Origin of the sequence: Microbacterium sp., assembly GCF_040394595.1 — a bacterium.
Taxonomy (GTDB): domain Bacteria; phylum Actinomycetota; class Actinomycetes; order Actinomycetales; family Microbacteriaceae; genus Microbacterium.
The window spans coordinates 1-22,280 of record NZ_JBEBSA010000019.1; the positions used below are offsets into that span (position 1 = coordinate 1).

Here is a 22,280-nt window from a genome sequence, read left to right on the forward strand (position 1 = left end):
CGGTTCGGATTCACACCGACCCCGGAGCACGTTGATGCTCTGAGTCTACTCAACGCAGCTGTCCGCGTTTCATTCCCCGTCATACGCCGAGACGGGCGGTCATTTGAGGAGGCGGGACAGCCGGCGGTCGGCGAGGGGCTTCCCGCCGGTCTGGCAGGTCGGGCAGTACTCCAGAGAGCGGTCGGCGAAGAAGACGCTGCGGATCGTGTCGCCGCACACCGGGCAGGCCTCGCCGCGGCGCGCATGCACCCGCATCCCGCGGCGCTTCGCGTCCTTGAGATCCGCGGGGGGCTTGCCCGCGGCCTCGGCGATGGCCTCGCGCAGCGTGGTCTGCATCGCCTCGTAGAGCCGGTCGACGTCGGCCTCGCCGAGGTTCGCCGCGGGCGCGTAGGGCGACATCCTCGCCGCATGGAGGATCTCGTCGGAGTAGGCGTTGCCGATCCCCGCGATCAGACCCTGGTCACGGAGCAGGCCCTTGATCTGCGTGCGACGCCCCGCGAGCAGCGCGGCGAGCGCGTCGCGGGTGAACGTCGGATCGAGGGGGTCGGGGCCGAGGCGGGCGATCCCCGGGACGTCCTGCGGATCGCGCACGACGTAGACCGCGAGCGACTTCTTGGTGCCGGCCTCGGTGAGATCGAAGCCGCTGCCGTCGTCGAGCGCGACGCGCAGGGCGATCGGGCTCTTCCCCGGCTTGATGAGGGTGCCGGGCAGCTCGTCGTACCAACGGAGCCACCCCGCCTTCGCGAGGTGGAACACGAGGTGCAGCTCGGCACCGCAGTCGAGCACGATGAACTTCCCCCGCCGGGAGGCGCCGGTGATCACGGCGCCGGTGAGCGCGGTCACCGGTGGATCGAAGGTCTTCAGGGCCGCGATCGCCCCCACCGCCGTGCGGGTGATCGTGCGCCCGACGGCGCGTTCGGCGAGGTGGCCGACGAGCCCCTGCACCTCCGGCATCTCAGGCATGCGTTCATCCTGCCATCGGGCGGGGACATCCGCACTCCCCGGGTGAGCGGGTGGACGACCGAGCCGGTCCTCATGCCTCCGGGTGGAGGACCGGCCAGGCGACCGGGGCGCGGTCGTCGGAGGCGAGGAGCCCGGCGAACCAGCCGTCGTCGCGTCCGCGGGGGCTCGTGAGCGCCAGGCGCGCCTCGCCCTCGTAGCGGAAGCCCAGTGCGCGGGCGGTGCGTGCGGACGGGACGTTGCCGGAGACCGCGCGCCACCCGATGCGCGCGAGTCCCAGCTCCGCGAATCCCCAGTCGACGACCGCGCGCCCGGCCTCGGTCATCAGGCCCTGGCCGCGGAAGTCCGCGACGCCCCAGAAGCCGATCTCCGCGTCCGCGCCGCCGGGGTGGTCGGCGATGTCGTGCAGCCCGATCATCCCGGCGAGCCCGCCGTCGCGCCGGATCGCCCAGACGGTCTCGGCGCGGTCGGCCCACCAGACGGCGACCTTCGCCACGAACTCCTCGGCGTCCTTGCGGGAGTAGGGGCTCGGCACCGTCGTCCAGCGGGGCACCTCGGGGTCCTGGCATGCCGCGGTGATCGCCTCCGCGTCGGCGGAGGTCGGGATGCTGAGGACGAGGCGCTCCGTGCGGAGGGTGACCGGTTCCATCCACCGATCGTAGGGGATCCCGGCGCGCTCATCCCCGGCGCAGACCGCGCAGCCCGAGCGAGATCGTGACGACCCCGACGCCCGCGAGCACCGCGATCCCCGCCGCCATCGTGGCGGACGAGCCCTCCGCGGCGGGGCCGCCCACCGCGACGAGCACGCCGACGAGCGCGGAGGAGATCGAGTTGGCGATGAGCTGCGCCGTGCTCACCCCCGCTGCGGCCTTGGCGCCCTCCGCCGGGTCGTCGGTGCTGCGCATCGCTCCGACGCTGACATGGGGGAACGCGAGCCCGATTCCCGTGCCGGCGAGCACGAGGGCGCCCGCCCAGGCCCAGACGAGGCCGGGCCCGGCGCCGGGCTGCTGGAGCACGGCGAAGAGGACGAGGCCGGCGGCGATGAGCACCGGGCCCAGGCGCATCATCCGCCGCACGACCCGCTCGTCGTCCACGCTCGCGCTGAGGATCTGCGTGCCGCTCCACCCCACCGAGATCGCGGCGCCGAACAGGCCCGCCAGCAGCGGGCCCATCCCGGCGAGCTCCTGACCGAAGCGGGGCAGGAAGATCTCCAGCATCCCTCCGGCGCTGAGGACGCCGATCGTGAGGTAGAACCACTTCAGCGGATTGCCGCGCCGATAGGTGATGTGCGGGAGGACGGACGATCCGGTGCGCCGGTCCACGGCGACGAATCCGGCCACCAAAAGCGTGCCCGCGCCGAGGCCGGCGGCCGTCGCGGGCCCCACCGGCGCGATCGAGGACAGGCTGAAGGCCGCCGCGGCGAGGACGAGCAGCAGGAGCGACCACACCGGGACCCTTCCGAGCGCGTGGTTCTCGCCGTCGTGGGCGGGGAGCCGTCGCACCGACAGCAGGCCGAGGAGCAGGGCGACGACGCCGATGAGCCCGAAGGCCCCGCGCCAGAACTGGAGCTGGGCGAACAGTCCTCCGAGGGCGGGACCGATGAGCGTGCCCACGCCCCACATCGCCGAGATCAGACCGGCGGCCCTCGTCCACAGCCGGACGGGGAGCGCGGTGCGGATCACGGCGTACCCCAGGCCGGCGAGCAGGCCCCCGCCGAGGCCCTGCAGCACCCGGGTCGCCAGCAGCACCTCCATCGAGGGGGCGAACGCGGCGCCGAAGGACCCCAGCGCGAAGACGAGGAAGGCGGAGAGATAGGCGCGTGCGGCGCCGAGCGCGCCGAGGAATCGGGTCACGAGCATCGACGCGAGCACGGAGGCGACGAGGTAGGCCGTGGTGACCCAGGCGTAGTACTGGCCGCCGCCGATGTCGTCGATGGCGGATGGGAGCACCGCGGAGGTGACGAACGTGTTCATCGCGTAGAGGGCGACGCCGCCCGCGAGCACGAGGGCGGCGGCGATGTGCCGGGCGCTGAAGAGCTCGCGCCAGCCGGCGGCGGGCACGGGGACGTCGCCGGTGTCCGGCGCGGAGGGGAGATCGGTCTCAGAGGTCACGTCGATCACCGTAGAACCTCAAGGATGCTTGAGGTCAAGCGCCTCCGTCGAGCCGATGTCGGATGCCCGCCATACAATCGACGGGTGACTGTTCCGGGGATTCTGCGCGCCTTGGAAGAGGCGAACCTGTACCGCGACGTGCTCGGCTGGTCGAGCACCGATGCCGACATCTCGCTCGTCGACGGGCTCGACGCCCCGGCGATCGCCGGACTGCTCGGGCGCCGCGCGTCCGCCGGGCATCCGGCATCCGTGCTGGTGGTGACCCCGACGGGACGCCGCGCCGAGTCGGTGGCTGCGGCTCTCGGCGCGTATCTCGACGACGCCGAGATCCTCACCTTCCCGGCCTGGGAGACGCTGCCGCATGAGCGGCTGAGCCCCAGCCCCGACACCGTGGGCAGACGGCTGGACACCCTGCGCCGGATCACCACCTGGTCGGGGGAGCGGCCCCTCGTCGTCGTGGCATCGGTGCGCGCCGCCCTGCAGCCTCTGGCTGCGAACCTCGGCGACGCCGCGCCCCTCGAACTGCGCGTCGGCGGTCGCGGGCTCGAGCTGGAGAACGCGGTCGAGCAGCTCATCGAGCGCGCCTACTCCCGGGTGGACATGGTCTCCCGGCGCGGAGAGTTCGCGGTGCGCGGCGGCATCCTCGACGTCTTCCCGCCGACCGCCGAGCATCCCTCCCGCGTGGAGTTCTTCGGCGACGAGGTCGACCAGATCCGGGCGTTCTCCGTCGCCGACCAGCGCTCGCTGCCGGGCGACGTGCCGGTGGTCCTGCTGCCGGCCAGCCGCGAGCTGCTGCTCACCGCCGACGTGCGTGAGAAGGCGCGGGGGCTCGTGGGCCAGTACCCGGCGATCTCGGCGATGCTCGAGAAGATGGGCGAGGGCATCCCCGTGGAGGGCATGGAGTCGCTGCTCCCCGCGGTCGCGGGCCCGCTCGTCACCCTCGCCGAGTACCTGCCGGAGGGATCGGCCGCGGCGGTCGTCGACCCCGAGCGGGCGAGCGCGCGGGCGCAGAACCTCGGCGAGACCAACCGGGAGTTCCTCGACGCCGCGTGGAGCGCGGCCACGTCGGGAGCCTCCGCGCCGATCGACCTCGGCGCCGGCGACTTCGTCTCGATCGCCCGGCTGCGCGAGATCGTCCGCGATCGCGGCGGCGTGTGGTGGCGGCTGAGCGCCTTCGCGGGCGACGACGCCGACGCCGCGAACATCGACGCCTCGATCATCCCCTCGTTCCACGGCAACGTCGACGGCGCGATCGCCTTCGTCGGCGATCGCCTGCAGGAGGGGTGGCGCGTGGTCGTCATCGCCTCCGGCCAGGGGCTCGTCGAGCGCGCGCGCGACGTCCTGAGCGACCGCGGCGTCGCCGCCCGCATCGTGGCCGACCTCCCCTCCGAGCCGGAGGCCGGGGTGGCGACGCTGGTGACGGGCGTCGTCGAGTCGGGCTTCCAGGTGCCCGAGGCCCGCATCGCGGTGCTCACCGACAACGAGTTCTACGGTCGCACGATCGGCGGCGACCAGCGCGTGGTGAAGAAGCTCGCCTCCCGACGGAAGAACGTCGTCGACCCGCTGCAGCTCAAGCCGGGCGACCACGTGGTGCACATGACCCACGGCATCGGCCGGTTCGTGGAGATGGCGAAGCGCGAGGTCTCCAGCGGCGGGCGCAACGCCACCAGGACCACTCGCGAGTACCTCGTGCTGGAGTACGCGCCCTCGAAGCGCGGCTTCCCCGGCGACAAGCTCTTCGTGCCGACCGATCAGCTCGATCTGCTCTCGAAGTACGTCGGAGGGGAGGCCCCCGCGCTGTCGAAGATGGGCGGGAGCGACTGGGCGGCCGCGAAGGGCAAGGCCCGCAAGGCCGTGCGCGACATCGCCGTGGAGCTGGTGAAGCTCTACTCCGCGCGGATGAGTGCAAAGGGGCACGCCTTCGCGCCCGACTCGCCGTGGCAGCGCGAGCTGGAGGAGGCGTTCCCGTTCGCGGAGACACCCGACCAGCTGCAGACGATCGATGAGATCAAGGCCGACATGGAGCGCCCGATCCCGATGGACAGGCTGCTGTCCGGCGACGTCGGCTTCGGGAAGACCGAGGTCGCCGTGCGCGCCGCCTTCAAGGCGATCCAGGACGGCAAGCAGGTCGCGATGCTCGTGCCCACGACGCTGCTCGTCAAACAGCACCTGGAGACCTTCGCGGAGCGGTTCGCCGGGTTCCCGGTGAAGGTGCGCCCGCTGTCGCGGTTCCAGACCGACAAAGAGGCCCGCCAGGTCATCGATGGGCTGCTCGACGGCTCGATCGACATGGTGATCGGCACGCACCGCATCCTCACCGAGCAGGTGCGGTTCAAGGACCTCGGACTCATGATCATCGACGAGGAGCAGCGCTTCGGCGTCGAGCACAAGGACGCGCTGAAGAAGCTCAAGACCAATGTCGACATCCTCGCCATGAGCGCGACCCCGATCCCGCGCACGCTGGAGATGGCGGTGACCGGCATCCGGGAGATGTCCACGCTGCAGACGCCGCCGGAGGACAGGCATCCGATCCTCTCGTTCGTCGGCGCCCGCAGCGACAAGCAGATCGCCGCCGCGATCCGCCGGGAGATCCTGCGCGAGGGACAGGTCTTCTTCGTGCACAACCGGGTCCAGTCGATCCAGCGGGTCGCCTCGGAGCTCGCCGAGCTCGTGCCCGAGGCCCGCATCGCGGTCGCGCACGGCAAGATGGGCGAGCACCAGCTGGAGCAGGTGGTCGACGACTTCTGGGAGCGCAAGTACGACGTGCTCGTCTCGACGACCATCATCGAGACCGGCCTCGACATCTCCAACGCGAACACGATCATCATCGACCGCGCCGACAAGTACGGCCTGTCCCAGCTGCACCAGCTGCGAGGGCGGGTCGGTCGCGGCCGCGAACGCGCCTACGCGTACTTCCTCTACGACGACCTGAAACCCCTCAGCGAGACCGCCGCCGACCGCCTGCAGACGATCGCCGTGAACAACGATCTCGGATCGGGCATGCAGGTCGCCCTGAAGGACCTCGAGCTCCGCGGCGCGGGCAATCTGCTCGGCGCGGAGCAGGCGGGGCACATCGCCGGCGTCGGGTTCGACCTCTACCTGCGCATGATCGGCGAGGCGGTCGCGACCTTCCGGGGCGAGGACACCTCGTCGGAGGTGGAACTGCGGCTCGAGCTGCCCGTGGACGCCCGGATCCCCGAGTTCTACATCGACAGCGAGCGGCTGCGGCTCGAGGCCTACCAGAAGCTCTCGGCCGCGGCGTCGGCGACGGCGTCCGACGACGCGATCGACCTGGTCGTGGAGGAGCTCGTCGACCGCTACGGCGCGCTGCCGGATGAGGTCGCCGGTCTCGTGGCCGTCGCCCGTCTGCGCCGCCGCGCCGCCCGCGCCGGTCTCAGCGACGTGGTGGCGATGGGGTCGAACCTGCGGATCGCGCCCGCGCGCCTGCCCGACTCGATGAAGGTGAGGCTGCAGCGGCTGTACCCGAAGGCGAAGCTCGTCGCCGGAGGGGAGGCGCTGCTGGTGCCGATGCCCGATCCCGAGGGGCCGGATCTCATGGAGTGGGTCGGCAGCCTCTTCACCGCGCTGTTCCCGGAGCCGGCCTCCGTCCCCGCTTCTTGACCGGCGCACGCGGTCAGCGCAGAGAGAACCCGCCGTCGGAGCTCAGCACCTGGCCGACCACCCAGGAGCCGGCGTCGGTGCACAGCCATCCGATGAGGCGGGCCGGGTCGTCGGGGCGTCCGAAGCGCCCGAACGGGGTCGATTCGAGGAACGCCGGCAGCCAGCTCAGGTCGCGGTCGGTCGTCTCCGGATCGAGGTAACCGGTGTCCACCGGGCCGGGATTGACCGTGTTGAGCACGATCCCCGCATCGAGCAGCTCGGCGGCGACGGTCTTCGTGACGCCGGCGAGGGCCGCCTTGCTCGTCGCGTAGGCGACCTCCCCGCGCATCGGCCCGTCGGCCTGACCGGAGGTCATCCAGACCACGTGGCCCGTGGGCTCCGCGAACGGGAGGCCCGAGGAGGACCGGTCGCCGGGCCGGGCGGCCGCGCCGCCGATGCCCAGGCCGGTCCGGCGGCGGCGGGCGAACCCCGCGGTGAGGAGCATCGTCGCCCGGGCGTTCGTCTGCCAGTGCGCGTCGAGGCTCTCGGCCGTCATGTCGAAGATGCTGCCGTCCCCGCCGCTCATCGCCTGATTGCACACCAGGATGTCGAGCGTGCCGGTGAGCGCGGCCGCCGCATCGAGCAGGGGCTCGATCGTCGACGGGTCGCGGAGGTCGGCGGCACGGTCGCCGGTCAGCGCCCCGGGGACGAGGGCGGAGGAAATCCCGGCGCGCACGGCGTCGAGGTCGTCTCCGCCCCAGGGCTGGTCGAGGTCATGCGGCCGGTGGTGGTGGAGGAAGACGTGCGCGCCGAGGGCGGCCAGGGTTGTGGCGACGGCGTATCCGATGCCCGCACGGCGCGAGACGCCGGTCACGAGGGCGGTCTTTCCGGAAAGGGGGAAGGTCATGGTGGTCTTTCGGTCGAGAGGGCCGGGGCGCGCTCGGCGGCGGCCGCGCGGCAGGGCGGGGGAAAGACTCACCGGCATTGCATGCCCCCACGGTAGCAGTCCGGGCGTCCGGTCCGAGGTGGGCGGAGGGCGGAGGGCAGGACGACGCGACGCGCCCCGGCGGGGATGCCGCGCGCTCGCGCCCGGGGACGACTAGTCTGACCGCATGATCTACGAGCACCTCGGGGCTCGGCCCCGGATCCACGACACCGCCGTCGTCGCACCCACCGCCGTGATCTCCGGCGATGTGGAGATCGGGCCGAACTGCCAGGTGCTGCACGGCGCCGTGATCACCGCCGAGGGCGGGCCGATCGTGCTCGGCGAGCACGTGATCGTGATGGAGAACGCGCTGATCAGGGCCACCGCCGCCGACGCCGTCCACATCGGCCGGCACACGCTGCTCGGCACCCTGTCCTCGGTGGCGGGCGCCGACATCGGCGCGGAGTCGTTCCTCGCCTCCGGCGCGCGGGTGTTCAACGGAGCGCGCGTCGGCGAGAACTGCGAGATCCGCGTGAACGCGATCGTGCATCGCCGCAGCGTGCTCCCCGAGGGTACCGTCGTGCCGATCGGCTGGGTCGCGGTGGGGGACCCGGCCCAACTGCTCTCGCCCGACCGCGACGTGGAGATCGCGGCGCTGCAGCCCGAGCTCGACTTCCCCGGCTACGTCTTCGGCGTCGACCGTGAGACCCCGGACCTGATGGTCCAGCTCACCGAGCGCTACGCCCGGTCGCTCGCCCGGCACGCCGACGACCTGCCGGCCGGCTGAGGACTCCGCCCGAGGACGCAGGACGGGGCGGGACGGAAGACCCGTCCCGCCCCGTCCTGCGTCTCAGGAGTCGATCAGATGACACCCTGTGCGAGCATCGCGTCGGCGACGCGCTCGAATCCGGCGATGTTGGCGCCCGCGACGTAGTCACCGGGGGTGCCGTAGCGCTCGGCGGCGCGGAACGAGGCGTCGTGGATGTCGGCCATGATGCCGCGCAGGCGCTGCTCGCTGTCGGCGAAGCTCCAGCGCTGACGGGCGGCGTTCTGGCTCATCTCGAGTGCGGAGGTCGCCACGCCGCCGGCGTTCGCGGCCTTGCCCGGCGCGAAGAGCACGCCGGCGTCCTGGAAGACGCCCACGGCCTCGGGGGTGCTCGGCATGTTCGCGCCCTCGGCGACGGCACGCACGCCGTTCGCGACCAGCGCGCGGGCCGAGTCCTCGTCGAGCTCGTTCTGCGTGGCGGACGGCACGGCGATGTCGACCGGGACCTCCCAGACGTTCCCGCCCTCGACGAAGCGTGCACCCGGCCGGCGGTTCGCGTACTCGACGATCCGGCCGCGCTCGACCTCCTTGATCTGGCGCAGCAGCCCGAGGTCGATGCCGGCCTCGTCGACCACGTATCCGGTGGAGTCGGACGCCGTGACCGCACGGGCCCCGAGCTGGGTCGCCTTCTCGATGGCGTAGATCGCGACGTTGCCCGAGCCCGAGACGGCGACGCGCTTGCCCTCGAGGTTCTCGTTGTGCACGGCGAGCATCTCCTGCACGAAGAACACCGCCCCGTAGCCGGTGGCCTCGGTGCGCACCTGCGCGCCGCCCCAGCCGATGCCCTTGCCGGTGAGGATGCCGGACTCGTGACGGTTGGTGATCTTGCGGTACATGCCGAACATGTAGCCGATCTCGCGGCCGCCGACCCCGATGTCGCCCGCGGGCACATCGGTGTGCTCGCCGATGTGGCGGTACAGCTCGCCCATGAACGACTGGCAGAAGCGCATGACCTCGGCGTCGCTCTTGCCGTGCGGGTCGAAGTTCGATCCGCCCTTGCCGCCGCCGATGCCCTGTCCGGTGAGCGCGTTCTTGAAGATCTGCTCGAAGCCCAGGAACTTGATGATCGAGATGTTCACCGACGGGTGGAAGCGCAGCCCGCCCTTGTACGGGCCGAGGGCCGAGGAGTACTGCACGCGGTATCCGCGGTTCACCTGGAGCCTGCCGGCGTCGTCGATCCACGGCACACGGAAGATGATCTGGCGCTCCGGCTCGACGAGACGCTCGAGCACGCCGTTGTCGATGTACTCGGGACGACGCTCGAGCACCGGCCCGATCGAGTGCAGCACCTCGTGGACTGCCTGGTGGAACTCCGGCTCGTTCGGGTTCAGCGTGCGCACCGCGTCGAAGACGGGCTGGGCGGCGGGAGCGAGCGGATGGAAGTCAGCGGCGGTGGTTTCGGTCACGCGGGTGCTTTCTGAAAAGGGATGGGGGATGCGAGCGATCGTGTCGCGTGATGCTTCGCCGGATCAGGCTGAGTTTTCACCTTACAACGCCCACTAGGGCGCCCTATCAACTCGTCCGGAGACCAGGCGTCACCCGGTGTTCTGCAGTCCGGCGGCCACTCCGCTCACCGAGAGCAGCAGCAGGCGCTGCAGATCCGGATCGTGCGGCGCGTTCTGCGGAGCCTCGCGCAGACCGCGCAGGGCGCGCAGCTGCAGCAGCGAGAGCGCGTCGACGTAGGGGCTCCGCAGCTGCACGGCGCGCTGGAGCACGGGCTTGCCGGCCAGCAGGCGCTCGCCGCCGGTCAGCCGGATCACCCAGGCGCGGGTGAGCGTGAGCTCGTCGAGCACCAGGGCCGCGAGGTCGTCGCGGTCGCCGAGGGCGAGGTACTCCCGCGCGATGCGCTCGTCGGTCTTCGCCAGGCTCATGGCGACGTTGTCGACCATGGTGCGCAGAAGCGGCCACTCGCGGTACGCCTCGGCGAGCCGCTCCTCGTCGCCGACGGCCTCGAGGGCCGAACCGAGGCCGAACCATCCGGCGAGGTTGATGCGGGCCTGGGTCCACGCGAACACCCACGGGATCGCCCGGAGGTCTTCGAGCGATTCGACCGAGAGCCCGCGGCGGGCCGGACGCGAGCCGAGCGCCAGCATCCCGATCTCCTCCTGCGGGGTGACCGTCGCGAACCAGGGCGCGAAGCCGTCGGCGGCGACGAGGGAGAAGAAGCGCTCGCGCGAGGCGGTGTCCATCACCGCCGCGACGTCGGCGAACCGGGCGGCGGCGCCGCTGGTGCGCTGCTCGACGGTCGGGGAGGAGGCCAGCAGGGTCGCCGCGGCGACCTGGTCGATGTGGCGCATCGCGATCGCCGGCTCGCCGTAGCGGGCGAAGATCACCTCGCCCTGCTCGGTGAGCTTGAACCTGCCGTCGACGGAGTGCGGCGGCTGGGCGAGGATCGCGGAGTTCGCAGGGCCGCCACCGCGGCCGAGCGCACCGCCCCGGCCGTGGAAGAGAGTGAGCTCGATGCCCTGGCCGAGCGCCCACTGCGCGATCTGCCGCTGCGCCTCGTAGAGCGCGAGGTTCGCGGCGACCGGGCCGACGTCCTTGGACGAGTCGGAGTAGCCGAGCATCACCTCGAGGCGGTTCCCGGTCGCGGCGAGGCGCTCCCGGAACTCCGGGGTCCCGACGGCCTCCGCGAGGATGGCGGGTGCGGCCTGCAGGTCGGCGAAGGTCTCGAAGAGCGGGACCACGTCGAGCACCGGGGCGGCGTCGCCCATCGCATACCGGGCGAGGCGGTGCACGGCCGCGAGGTCGGCGGCGGACTGCGTGAACGAGACGACGTAGCGGCCGGCCGCGCGCAGGCCGTGGCGGCGCTGGATGTCGGCGATCGCGCGGAACACCTCGAGCACCTCCTCGGTCTGCGCGCCGATCGGCTCGCCCGACTCGAGCTCGGCGAGGGCCTGGGCATGCACCTTGGAGTGCTGCCTGACCTCGAGCTCGGTCAGGTGGAAGCCGTAGGTCTCCACCTGCCAGATGAGGTGCTGCACGCCGCCGAAGGCATGGCGCCGGGCGCCGGCGTCCGCGAGGGACCGCTGAACCGCGCGGAGGTCCGTCAGCAGCTCGGCGGGGTCGCGGTATGCGTCCGCCGCATCGTGCCGGGTGGCACGCACTCGCCGCACCATCGCGAGCAGCGCGCGGCGGTGGGGCTCGGAGGGGGAGCGCGTGGCGATCTCGTCCGCGGCGCGGGGCTCGGACTCGGCGAACCGCCGCCAGATCTCCTGCACCTCGGCGCTGGGCGGGGTGTCCTCGGCGTCGAGGGTGAGGGTGCGCCCGATCCGCTCGATCGCGCGTTCCAGGCCGCGGAGCACGTGCTCGGAGGCGATCGCGGACGCCTCGCGGGTGACGCTCGCGGTGACGAAGGGATTGCCGTCGCGATCACCGCCCACCCACGAGCCGATCCGCACGAACGCGGGCACGACCGGGGCGGACGCGCCGGACTCCTCGCCGCGCAGGGCGTCGTCGATCCGGCGGTACACGTGCGGGACGGTGGTGAAGAGCGTCTCGTCGAAGACGCTCATCACGGTGCGCACCTCGTCGGTGGGCGTCGGCTTCTGCGACCGCAGCGGTGCGGTGCGCCAGAGCGTGTCGATCTCCTCCAGCATCCGCCGCAGCGCGCGGCGCTGCTCCGACCCGCCGTCGCTCGACGCGTCGTGCTGCGTGAGCAGCTCGGACAGGCGGCGGATGCTGCTGGAGACGGCGCGGCGGCGCGCCTCGGTCGGGTGCGCGGTGAACACCGGGTGGAAGCGCAGGCCGTCGAGGCGCTGCCGTGCGGCCTCCGCGCCGATCTCCTCGGAGAGCCGGGCGAAGGCGGTGGCGACGGTGTCGGCGGCGTCCTCCCGTCCAGGGCGTCCCGCCCTCTCACGCAGGACGCGCACCCGCTGGTGCTCCTCGGCGAGGTTGACCAGATGGAAGTAGCACGTGAAGGCGCGGGCGACCTCGTCGGCGCGCTCGATCGTGAACGAGTCGGCGATCTCGGCGGCGCGGCGGAAGGAGGCGTCGGTCTCCTCGTCGTAGGCCTGGATCGTCGCGAGGCGGAGGCGCTCGACGTCTTCGAACAGGCCGGGGGAGCCGGACTCCCTCAGCACCTGGCCGAGCAGACCGCCCAGCATGCGCACGTCGGCGCGCATCTCGTCGGGAATGCCGCTGGACGCCTCGAATCGGGAGATGACGCGGATGGCCTCGGTGTTCGTGGGCTCGGGGGACATCCTTCGAGCGTATCCCCGCCCGAGGACGGGTCCCGACCGCATGACGGGCACCCGCGATCGCGGTGCGGGGTGAGAGCATGGACGGGATGCGCATCTCGGTGAAGGCCCTCCGCGGCCAGCAGTTCCCGGCCGTCCTCCTGCTGATCGCGGCCGGTCTCGGTCTCCTGTTCGCGAACCTCCCCGCGCACGACTCGATCGCGGAGGTGCTCGATTTCCGCCTCGGCATCCCGGGCACCGCGGTCGACCATTCGATCGCGGACTGGATCGCCGACGGGCTGCTGGCGGTCTTCTTCCTCATGGTCGCGATCGAGCTGCGTCATGAGCTCACGCACGGCGAGTTGGACAGCCTGCACAAGGCCGCGCAGCCGGCGGTCGCGGCGGCCGGCGGCGTGCTCGTCCCGATCGCGGTGTACCTGCTCATCGCGGGGGGGCCCGAGACGGCCTCCGGGTGGCCGATCCCGACGGCCACCGACATCGCCTTCGCCCTCGGAGTGCTCGCGATGTTCGGGCGGGGACTGCCCTCGACCGTGCGCGTGTTCCTGCTCGCTCTCGCGATCCTCGACGACATCATCGGCATCGTCTTCATCGCGGTCCTGTTCGCCCACGACGTGCAGTGGGGTCTGCTCCTGCTGGCGGTCGTCGCGGTGGGGGCCTTCGCGATCCTGAGCCGGATGCTGGGCCGCAGCGGCCACTGGCTGATCGTCCTGCTCATGATCGTCGCCGGCGTGGCCGCCTGGGTGCTGGTCTCGGAGTCCGGCGTGCACGCCACGATCGCCGGCGTGATGCTGGGGCTCGTGATGTCGCCGGTGCCGGCGGAACGTACCAGGCACGCCCTGGAGCCCTGGGTGAACGGCATCATCCTGCCGATGTTCGCGTTCGCCGCCGCCTTCGTCGTCATCCCGCAGGTCGGCGGGGACGGGCTGTCCCCGGCCTTCTGGGCGATCCTCATCGCGCTGCCGGTGGGCAAGGTCATCGGCATCACTCTGTTCGGCTGGGCCGCGATGCAGGTCCGCCCGAAGGGCCAGCCTCCGGCGCTGGTGCTCCCCGACCTCCTCGCCGCCGGGGTGCTCGGCGGCATCGGGTTCACGGTGTCGCTGCTGCTGGCCAACCTCGCGTTCGACGCCGATCCGGGCATCCGCGACCAGGCGATCCTCGGCGTGCTGGGCGGCTCGCTCATCGCGCTCGCGCTCTCCGCCGTGGTCGTCGGGGCGCGGGCGCGGCACTACCGGTCTCTCGGGAAGGCGGCATCGTGACCGATCCTCTGGACATCGACGATCCGCTGCACGCCGCGGCGGAGACCATGCGCCGGGTGCGGGCGGAGTGCCCGTGGTCGCAGCGGATCTCGCACCGCGATCTCGTGCCGTACCTCATCGAGGAGGCGCACGAGGTCATCGACGCCGTCGAGGGCGGCACGCCGGAGGAGCTGCGTGAGGAGCTCGGCGACCTGCTCTGGCAGGTGCTGTTCCACGCCGCGATCGCGGCCGAGGTCTCCGAGTTCGACGTCGACGACGTCGCGCGCGGGCTCGCCGAGAAGATGGTGCGGCGTCATCCGCACGTGTTCGGCGATGCGGTCGCGACGACGCCGGAGGAGGTGCTCGTGCACTGGAACGCGGCGAAGGCGGCGGAGAAGCGCGAGCGGCGCAGCGTGCTCGACGGCGTCCCCCGCGGGATGCCGGCGCTCGCCCTCGCGCAGAAGATGCTCGGGCGCGCGGCCCCGGTCGTGCCGGCTCCCGGACGGGCGGACCCGGATCAGGGGCCGGCCTCCGAGGCCGAGCTCGGCGACGCCCTGCTCGCCCTCGTGGCGCACGCCCGTGCCAACGGCTGGGATGCGGAACGGGCCCTCCGCGAACGACTTCGCCTGCTCGAGGACGAGGTGCGCGCCGCCGAGCGCGCGTGAGAGCATCCCCGCGGACCTGGGAAGATGGATCCGTGGCAACCGTGAACCCGCCGCGCGGAATGCGCGACTTCCTCCCCGCTGACAAGTCCCGTCGCGAGCGCGTGCTCGCCGTCATCCGCGAGCGCTACCGGGCGCACGGCTTCGACGAGATCGAGACGCCCGTCGTCGAGGAGTACGACCGGCTGCACGCGGGCATCGGCGGCGACAACGAGAAGCTCTCGTACAACATCCTGCGCCGCGGGCTCGACGCCGACGGCATCCGTGCGGCGGCGGACGACCCGGCGGCCCTCTCCGACCTCGGGCTGCGCTATGACCTCACGGTGCCGCTCGCGCGCTTCTACGCGACCAACCGCGGTCAGCTCCCCGGCGTGTTCCGCTCGATCCAGATCGGGCCGGTCTGGCGCGCCGAGCGCCCGCAGAAGGGCCGCTACCGCCAGTTCGTGCAGTGCGACATCGACGTGATCGGCGACGACAGCGCGCGTGCGGAGGCCGAGCTCATCGCGGCGTCCCTCGACACGATCGACGCCCTCGGACTCGACGGGGGCACGGTGCGCGTGAACGACCGCCGCGCACTGGACTGGATGCTCGACTCCTTCGGCTTCGCCGAGGAGGAGCGCCCGGGGGTGCTCATCACGATCGACAAGCTCGACAAGATCGGTCCCGACGGCATCGTCGCCGAGCTGCGCGACCGCGGCGCGAAGGCGTCCGCGGTGGACGCCTTCGACGCGTTCCTCCGGCGCCCGCAGACCATGGAGTACACCCCCTACGGCGAGCGGCAGATCCGCAAGGCCCTCCCGGAGGGCGCCCCGGAGGAGATCGTGGCGCACCTCGTGGGGCTGGGCGAGGCCGTCGCGGCGTCGCGGAGCGCCGAGGGGGAGATCCCGCTGGTCTTCGACCCGTTCCTGGTGCGCGGCATGGGCTACTACACCGGCACGATCATGGAGCTGGCGCACCCCTCGGTGGACTACTCCCTCGGCGGCGGGGGTCGTTACGACGGCATGATCGGGCGCTTCGCCGGTCAGCAGGTGCCCGCCGTCGGCTTCTCGATCGGCTTCGAGCGGATCGTCGACCTCGTCGAGGCGCTGGACGCCGGCGCCGCGGAGGCCGTGGTGCTCGTGCACGACGCGGACGTGCCGCTCGCCGAGCTGCTCGCGCACAAGGCCGCCCTTCTGTCCCGGGCCGGCCGGGTGCGCCTCGAGCGCCGCACGAAGAACCTCAAGGCCCTCCTCGAGCGGGCGTCGGCGGATGGATACACGGGGTTCGCGAGCGTGCGCGCGGGAGAGTCGGCGGGATCCCTCGAGGTCAAGCCGCTCGGCTGACCCCGTTCACGCGGCGTTCACGTCGGCGCGATCGAATCGGGGCATGCACCGAGAGGACGAGCGCCGACGGACCACGGCGGTCGCGGTCGGGGGCGTACTCCTGACCGCGATCGCGCTGGCGATCACCGTGCGGACGGGTCTGTCCCGGCAGGCGGCGATCGCCCGGCGCCGCATCGGCAAACCGCTGGGCGAGGACGCACCGGGCGCGGACCGCGTCTGGCGCCGTCGTCTCGACGGCGAGCCGCTCGAGCTCCTGCTGCTCGGCGACTCCCTCGCCGCGGGGTTGGGGGCGGAACGCCGAAAGGACACCCTGGGCGGGCGTCTCGCGAAGGGGCTCGCCCGGTCGGTCCGCCGTCCGGTGCGTCTCCGCACCGCCGCCGTGGTCGGCTCCGAGTCGCCGGATCTCGATGCCCAGCTCGACGCGCTGCCCGAGGACTACGCCCCGCAGGTGGCCGTCATCGTGGTGGGAGGCAACGACGTGACGCACCGGCTCCCCACCGCCGTGTCCATCGGACATCTGAGCGCGGCGATCGCCCGGCTGCGGCAGCGCGGAGCGTGCGTGGTGGTGGGCACCTGCCCCGACCTCGGCGCGCTCCGGCCGGTGCCGCAACCGCTCCGCACGCTCGCCTCCGGTCTCTCCCGGCGGCTCGCCGAGGCGCAGGCGGCGGCGGCGCGGGACGCCGGGGCGGCTGCGATCGACCTGCGTCGCGCGGTGGGACCGATGTTCCTCGACGAGCCGGAGGAGATGTTCAGCCTCGACCGGTTCCACCCGAGCGCTCTCGGATACCGGCGCACCGCCGACGCGCTGCTGCCCGCGGTGACCGAGGCGGCCGAGGGGGCGCTCCGCGGATCAGCCCTCCGCTGACGCCGGCGGTGCGGAGAAGGAGGCCGCCCACTCGGCCACGCGCTGTGCGCTCTCCTCCTCGCTGAGGTCCTCCACCCGGGTCATGATCGACCAGCGGACGCCGAACGGATCGCGGATGCTGGCGAACCTATCGCCGGAGACGAAGGTCGACGGCGCCTCCCGCACGGTCGCGCCGGCGGCGATCGCCCGCTCGACCAGCGCGTCGACCTCGGGCACGTAGAGGCCGATCGAATAGCAATCGTCCTCGCCGGAGGGCGGCGGGACGAGGTGGTACTCGGCGCTCGGCTCGCCGATCTGGAGGATGCCCGCGCCGAAGTCGAGTCCCGCGTGCACGACCGCGCCGTCGAACTCGGTGGTGTCCGTCACGCGTGCGCCGAACACGTCGCGGTAGAACGTGAGCGCGCCCTTCGCGTCGGGGATCGCGAGGAAGGGCGTGAGCGAGGTGGCGCCGTGCGGGCGCCCGTCCGTGGTGTGCGCGCCGGTCACGCCGACGATGTTCTCGGTGGTCATGGCATCAGGCTAGAGACGGCGGCCGGCCGGCGCTTGTGGATTCGCGACAACCTCCTGAGGGAGGCCGGCGCGCGTACGCTGGGCGGATGGTCGACCCCACCCGCGGCGTGCTCTATCCGGCTCGTCTGCCGGACTTCCACCGGCTCGGCGCACCCGATCCGGAGCTCGCCGCCTGGTTCTGGATCCCCGAATGGGACATCGCACCCGGACGATCCTCCCGGCAGGACATCGTCGCGTACCCGGCCCTCAACCTCGTCGTCGAGCCGGAGGGCGTGATCCTCGCGGGGCCGACCACCCGGGTCTCGCATCGGGATCTGCGGGGATCGGGGTGGGCCGTCGGCGCGCTGCTCCAGCCCGCCGCCGTCGCCGCGCTCGCCGAGGATCCGGCGTCGTTGCGCGATCGGGCGCACCCGCTCGCCGAGCCCGGGCTGCAGCGGGACGTCGCCGCCGCCATGGCGTCGGGGGAGGGGCGCCGGGAGCGGGCCGTGGCGGTGCTCGCCGACTGGCTGTCCGCGAGGGCGGGCGAGATCGGGCCCGCCGCCCGGCAGGCGAACGCGATGTCCGCGCTCCTGATGTCGTCCGGGATCCGCACGCCGGAGGAGGCGGCCGGCCGTCTCGCCGTGTCGGTGCGCACGCTGCAGCGGATGGCGCACCGCTACGTGGGGCTCTCCCCGGCGGCGATGATCCGTCGTCGTCGCCTGCAGGAGGCCGCGGAGCGACTGAGATCCGGCGGTGGCGACCTCGCGGCGGTGGCCGCGGAGTTCGGGTATGCGGATCACGCCCACCTGAGCACGGAGTTCCGCGCGGTGCTGGGCTTCACGCCCTCGTCGTATCGCGCCGCGACCGCCGGGTGACGGCCCGGGTGATCAGACGCAGCAGCACGCCGAGCAGGACGACCGCGGTGCCGAGCAGCGACGCCTCGACGGGCAGGGCGGCGACCAGCACGAGACAGCCCAGCGCGCCGAGCACGGCCAGCAGGCGCGGATACCGGCGGGCCGTCACGGGCTGGCGGAGGGCCGATGCATTGGCGATCAGGTAGTAGAGCAGCACGCCGAAGGACGAGAAGCCGATGGCCCCGCGCAGATCCGCGGACAGCACGATGACCACGACCACCGCGCCGACCAGCAGCTCGGCGTTGCGCGGCACGTGTCGGCGGGGATCGACGCGGGCGAGCAGCCGGGGGAGCTCGCCGTCGCGCGCCATGGCGAACGTCGTGCGTCCGATCCCGGTGATCAGCGCCAGCAGCGCCCCCAGCGAGGCGGCGGCCGCCGCCACCCGGACCACGGGCACCAGCGCCTGCCACCCCGCCGCCGACACCACGTCGGTCAGCGGGGAGGCGGCCCCGGCGGCATCGGCGCCGAGGGTGAGCACCACCGCTCCGCCGATGAGCGCGTAGACGATCACGACGCCGGTCAGAGCGATCACGATCGCACGGGGGATGGTGCGCGCGGGGGCGACGACCTCCTCGCCCATCGTCGCGATGCGGGCGTAGCCGGCGAACGCGAAGAACAGCAGGCCCGCCCCCTGGAGCACCCCGTAGGCGGTGGCGTCGGGGAGCGGCGCGGGGGAGGCCGCGCCGGACGCCGACGCCCCGGCGGCGACCACGACGGCGAGGCCGAGCAGCGAGACGACGACCAGGATGCGGGTGGCGAGCGCCGTGCGGGTCACCCCGAGGCAGTTCACGGCCACGAGCGCGACGACGGCCGCGGCTGCGAGCGGCGTCCGCCACCCGGGAGGCGCCGCGTAGGCGGCGAACGTCATCGCCATCGCCGCGCAGCTCGCGATCTTCCCGACCACGAAGCACCACCCCGCGACGTATCCGGTCCACGGACCGATCTCGGCGCGCGCGTACGCGTAGGTGCCGCCCGCGACGGGATGCGCCGCAGCGAGCTGCGCCGACGAGGTCGCGTTGCAGAACGCGACGAACGCGGCGATGAGGAGCGCCGTCGGAAGGGCGGCGCCGGCGGCGCCGATCGCCGGTCCCCACACGGCGAACACCCCGGCGCCGATCATCGACCCGGCTCCGATCGCGACGGCGTCGGCGAGGGAGAGGCGGCGGCTCAGGGGCATCCGCTCATCGTGCCACCGGAGGGTGAACTCCGGGTGTCTCAGTCCACGACAGGCAGGCGGAGCAGCAGCGGGGCCTCACCGCCCAGGGACACCGTCTGCACGCTCGCGCGCAGACGCCGGAAGTCGCGCACGGGGTCGTCGGTGCCCGGATTGCGCAGCTGCACCGGATGCGCTCCGGACGACACCTGCAGCCGGAGCCGGTGGCCCGCCGCGAAGCGATGCGCGAGCGGGGCGAGGGAGATCCGCACCCGCCCGGTGCCGTCCGGGGCGGTGTCCGGCCCGAGCCGCAGGTAGCCGTCGGTGAGTCCCGTCGACGCCCCCTTCTCATCGACCTCGCACAGCCGCACGAAGACGTCGGCGCGCGGCAGCGACGACGACACGGTGAGCTCGACCTCGGCAGTCCCCATCGCCAGGAGATCCTCGTCCAGACGGGGACCGGTGAACACCAGGACGTCGTCGCGGCGCTCGCGCCGGCGCTGGTCGCGCCTGCCCGCGGTGAACGGGTTGAGGGAGCGCCCACCCGCGGCGGGCGTCGGATCGGCGGGGTCGTAGCGGTAGGTGAGGGCGGCAGCGGCGGTCGTCGACGAGGCGTCGTCGCGTCTCTCGACGAGCCCGCCGCCCGCGGTCGCCTCCCACGTCTGCGGTGCGCTCGGCGGCGGCCAGGCCTCGAGCTCGCGCCACCCGGCCCCGCCGCTGACCTCGACAGAGACGGCCGGGCCCGCGGTGGGGTCGTCGAACCCGCGCAACGCCTCGATCGCGCCCCGGCGGAGCACATCCGGCCCGCCGTGCCCCCAGTCGCCCACCACGAGTCGCACGGGCACCCCCGAGTCGACGAGGAAGCGATGGTCGTCCAGCTGCCCCTCCAGGAAGAAGTCCTGCCAGCCCGCCATGAGCACGGTCGGGGGGATGCGTGCGGGATCGTCGGCGAAGTGGAGCGGCTGCCACCACGGGTCGCCCGCGTCGCTGTGCTCGATCCAGTCCGTCACCCACCGCGGACTCCCGGCGCGGGCCGTGTGCGGCGCGTCGGTCGGCGGCACCGCGAACGACGCCCTCCGCAGACGCCGTGGCGATCGCAGCATCGCCCACAGTCGGGACAGCGGAGTGCGCTCCTGCAGGTCGAGGGCCACGGCCCAGGCCAGCACGGTGTCCATCGAGAACCCGCCGCCGCGGTAGAGGATCGCCTCGTCGAAGCGCCGGGCCGACACCGCGATGCCCATCGCATCGGGCAGCAGGGGGCCCTCGCACAGCGCCCACTGCGTCAGGCCGACGTAGCTGCCGCCCCAGGAGAGCACCGGGCCGGTCGCCCAGGGCTGCGCGCGGAGCCAGGCGAGCGTCGCCTGCCCGTCGGACGCCTCGTCGTGGAGGGGATCGAACGCGCCCTCGGAGCCGAACGTCCCGCGGCAGCTCTGCACCACGACGTGGTGGCCGCGTTCGGCGAAGAAACGGGCGACGCCCTCCATGTTCGCGCGTCCGTACGGTGTGCGCACGAGCAGCGTCGTGCCGCCCGCGCCCTCGGCGCGCCAATGGTCGGTGAGCAGTGCGGCGCCATCGGCCGCGGACACGCGGATGCCGCGTGTCACCCGTCCGCGACGGTGCGTGGCCGGCGGTGCGTCGGGGGCTCCGGACAGCTGCCGGTACTCGCCGCGGGCGGCGCGGTTGAGGCGGATGCGCGAGGTCATCGCACTCCTTTCACGCGGGTCACCGAGACCGCGGCGATGATCGCCATGACCACCGCGGCGATGTACAGGGCGACGAAGTTCTCCCCGGTCGGTGAGCCGATCCGGGTGAGGAAGAAGCCGAACACGGGCACGACGATACCCGGAAGGAGGTAGGCGAGCGCGACGATCCCGAGGTCCTTCCCGGCGTCCTCGGTCGAGGGCAGGCACTCGGTCATCAGCGCCACGTCGGCGGCGATGTAGGCGCCCTGACCCGCGCCCACGACCGCGATGCCCGCGAGGAAGAACCCGACGTCGCCGAACGACACCGCGAGCACCAGGCCCGCCGCGCTCAGCAGCGCCCCGATCACGACCGTCGGCTTCCGGCGCCCGGTCCGGTCGGAGATCACGCCGAAGACGAAGGCCATCAGCAGGTTCATCAGCGTGAAGGCGCCCGTCGCCTGCGTCTGCACGCCGGCGATCTCCGCAGGGTCCTCGAGGCCGAAGCGGCTGGAGATCGTGAGGTACAGATAGCTCGTCACCGTGATGATCGACGCGGTCATGAAGAAGCGGCACGCCCAGGCCCATGCGAAGTCGGGGTAGCGGCGGGGGCTCAGCCAGAAGGTCTCCAGCCAGCCCCTCCAGCGCAGCGGCTCGGCGGGCGCGGTGCGGTGGATGTCGCGGAGCGCGAAGAACAGCGTCAGCGAGAGGGCCACCGACAGACCGCCGGGGATGAGGAACATCCCGGCCTGGCCGAGCGAGGCGATCGCTCCGGTCAGGGCGACGCCGAGCAGCACGCCGATGGTCGAGGCCGCGCCGGTGACCGCGGACATGATCGCGCGGATGCGCCGGCGGATCTGGTCGGCGAAGAGGGTGTGGATCGTCATCGACACCGCGCCCATGCCGATCAGCACGAGGATCACCCCGAGGGCGAGGACCAGCATCGATCCGGCGACGGCCTGCACGAGGTAGCCGGCGAGGGCGATGAGCGAACCCGTGAGGATCCAGGGACGCCGGATCCCCAGGCGCGACATCGACCGGTCGCTGAGGCGACCGAACACCGGTGTGGTCACCAGGATCGCCGCGCCTCCGACCGTGAGGATCACGCTGAGGTTCCCGGTGGCCTGTGCCGGGTCCCACTCCTTGAGGAGCTGGGGCACGGCCACGCTCGCGATGCCCTGGGCGATGCCTCCGCCGAGCCACGTCAGGGTGAAGGCGACCCAGAACCACCAGGTCTGCCTGCTGCCGGGGACGTCGTCGGAGGCGAGGGGCAGGCCGGTGGGGGGAGCGGGTTCGAGGGCGGAAGCAGACATCGTCGTCTCCAGTGTCGGGGCGGAGGG

17 protein-coding genes are annotated in these 22,280 nt (G+C 72.7%); 7 read left to right on the top strand and 10 right to left on the bottom strand.

Annotation, left to right across the window (positions count from 1 at the left end):
* Positions 1 to 99: 99 nt before the first annotated feature.
* From ABWO84_RS14005 to ABWO84_RS14015, 3 genes are all read right to left on the bottom strand, one after another.
* Positions 100 to 963 (bottom strand): Fpg/Nei family DNA glycosylase, encoded by an 864-nt coding sequence (locus ABWO84_RS14005; protein ID WP_353115592.1) that lies wholly within the window; start codon positions 961 to 963, stop codon positions 100 to 102.
* Positions 964 to 1,033: 70 nt separating this feature from the next.
* Positions 1,034 to 1,609 carry a GNAT family N-acetyltransferase gene (locus tag ABWO84_RS14010; RefSeq protein WP_353115594.1) on the bottom strand — a complete coding sequence of 192 codons (576 nt, stop codon included), beginning with the start codon at positions 1,607 to 1,609 and terminating at the stop codon, positions 1,034 to 1,036.
* Between the two features lie 28 nt (positions 1,610 to 1,637).
* The gene (locus ABWO84_RS14015) at positions 1,638 to 3,071 is read right to left on the bottom strand and encodes an MFS transporter (protein ID WP_353115596.1); all 1,434 of its coding nucleotides are present in this window, start codon (positions 3,069 to 3,071) and stop codon (positions 1,638 to 1,640) included.
* 84 nt (positions 3,072 to 3,155) lie between these two features.
* On the opposite strand from ABWO84_RS14015, the gene mfd reads away from it, so the two are divergent.
* On the top strand, positions 3,156 to 6,692 hold the full coding sequence (mfd, locus tag ABWO84_RS14020) for a transcription-repair coupling factor (protein WP_353115598.1): 3,537 nt from the start codon (positions 3,156 to 3,158) through the stop codon (positions 6,690 to 6,692).
* A 13-nt stretch (positions 6,693 to 6,705) separates the two neighbouring features.
* Here the strand turns inward: mfd and ABWO84_RS14025 are convergent, their stop codons facing one another.
* Complete coding sequence (locus tag ABWO84_RS14025) at positions 6,706 to 7,578, bottom strand: SDR family oxidoreductase (RefSeq protein ID WP_353115600.1); 873 nt, start codon at positions 7,576 to 7,578, stop codon at positions 6,706 to 6,708.
* Between the two features lie 205 nt (positions 7,579 to 7,783).
* Here ABWO84_RS14025 and ABWO84_RS14030 point away from each other — a divergent pair, with 205 nt between their 5' ends.
* The gene (locus ABWO84_RS14030) at positions 7,784 to 8,383 is read left to right on the top strand and encodes a gamma carbonic anhydrase family protein (RefSeq protein ID WP_353115602.1); all 600 of its coding nucleotides are present in this window, start codon (positions 7,784 to 7,786) and stop codon (positions 8,381 to 8,383) included.
* A 74-nt stretch (positions 8,384 to 8,457) separates the two neighbouring features.
* Here ABWO84_RS14030 and gdhA read toward each other — a convergent pair whose 3' ends face one another.
* Both gdhA and ABWO84_RS14040 read right to left on the bottom strand, forming a co-directional pair.
* Complete coding sequence (gdhA, locus tag ABWO84_RS14035; protein WP_353115604.1) at positions 8,458 to 9,828, bottom strand: NADP-specific glutamate dehydrogenase; 1,371 nt, start codon at positions 9,826 to 9,828, stop codon at positions 8,458 to 8,460.
* A gap of 129 nt (positions 9,829 to 9,957) precedes the next feature.
* The gene (locus ABWO84_RS14040) at positions 9,958 to 12,624 is read right to left on the bottom strand and encodes a phosphoenolpyruvate carboxylase (protein WP_353115606.1); all 2,667 of its coding nucleotides are present in this window, start codon (positions 12,622 to 12,624) and stop codon (positions 9,958 to 9,960) included.
* An 86-nt stretch (positions 12,625 to 12,710) separates the two neighbouring features.
* On the opposite strand from ABWO84_RS14040, the gene nhaA reads away from it, so the two are divergent.
* Genes nhaA through ABWO84_RS14060 form a run of 4 tightly spaced genes read left to right on the top strand, consistent with a single transcriptional unit; the run spans position 12,711 to position 16,705 of the window.
* Positions 12,711 to 13,877, top strand: coding sequence for a Na+/H+ antiporter NhaA (gene nhaA / locus ABWO84_RS14045; protein WP_353115608.1), 1,167 nt, complete (start codon positions 12,711 to 12,713; stop codon positions 13,875 to 13,877).
* Between the two features lie 47 nt (positions 13,878 to 13,924).
* Positions 13,925 to 14,521: a MazG nucleotide pyrophosphohydrolase domain-containing protein gene (locus ABWO84_RS14050; protein ID WP_353115678.1), complete on the top strand. Its 597-nt coding sequence runs from the start codon at positions 13,925 to 13,927 to the stop codon at positions 14,519 to 14,521.
* A 59-nt stretch (positions 14,522 to 14,580) separates the two neighbouring features.
* Complete coding sequence (locus ABWO84_RS14055; RefSeq protein WP_353115680.1) at positions 14,581 to 15,840, top strand: histidine--tRNA ligase; 1,260 nt, start codon at positions 14,581 to 14,583, stop codon at positions 15,838 to 15,840.
* Positions 15,841 to 15,883: 43 nt separating this feature from the next.
* Positions 15,884 to 16,705, top strand: coding sequence for an SGNH/GDSL hydrolase family protein (locus ABWO84_RS14060; RefSeq protein WP_353115610.1), 822 nt, complete (start codon positions 15,884 to 15,886; stop codon positions 16,703 to 16,705).
* Here the strand turns inward: ABWO84_RS14060 and ABWO84_RS14065 are convergent.
* Entirely contained in the window at positions 16,691 to 17,215 is a 525-nt protein-coding gene (locus ABWO84_RS14065) for a VOC family protein (RefSeq protein ID WP_353115612.1), read from the bottom strand. The two genes, ABWO84_RS14060 and ABWO84_RS14065, sit on opposite strands and share 15 nt — an antisense overlap.
* Before the next feature lie 86 nt (positions 17,216 to 17,301).
* Here ABWO84_RS14065 and ABWO84_RS14070 point away from each other — a divergent pair, with 86 nt between their 5' ends.
* Positions 17,302 to 18,069, top strand: a complete 768-nt coding sequence (locus ABWO84_RS14070) for a helix-turn-helix domain-containing protein (protein WP_353115614.1) — start codon at positions 17,302 to 17,304, stop codon at positions 18,067 to 18,069.
* Here ABWO84_RS14070 and ABWO84_RS14075 read toward each other — a convergent pair.
* The 3 genes from ABWO84_RS14075 to ABWO84_RS14085 are packed head-to-tail and all read right to left on the bottom strand — an operon-like array spanning position 18,032 to position 22,253.
* Positions 18,032 to 19,285 carry an APC family permease gene (locus tag ABWO84_RS14075; protein WP_353115616.1) on the bottom strand — a complete coding sequence of 418 codons (1,254 nt, stop codon included), beginning with the start codon at positions 19,283 to 19,285 and terminating at the stop codon, positions 18,032 to 18,034. The genes ABWO84_RS14070 and ABWO84_RS14075 overlap by 38 nt on opposite strands.
* Before the next feature lie 38 nt (positions 19,286 to 19,323).
* Entirely contained in the window at positions 19,324 to 20,964 is a 1,641-nt protein-coding gene (locus tag ABWO84_RS14080) for a CocE/NonD family hydrolase (protein ID WP_353115618.1), read from the bottom strand.
* On the bottom strand, positions 20,961 to 22,253 hold the full coding sequence (locus ABWO84_RS14085; protein WP_353115620.1) for an MFS transporter: 1,293 nt from the start codon (positions 22,251 to 22,253) through the stop codon (positions 20,961 to 20,963). Before ABWO84_RS14085 ends, ABWO84_RS14080 begins: the two co-directional genes overlap by 4 nt.
* Between the last annotated feature and the right edge of the window lie 27 nt (positions 22,254 to 22,280).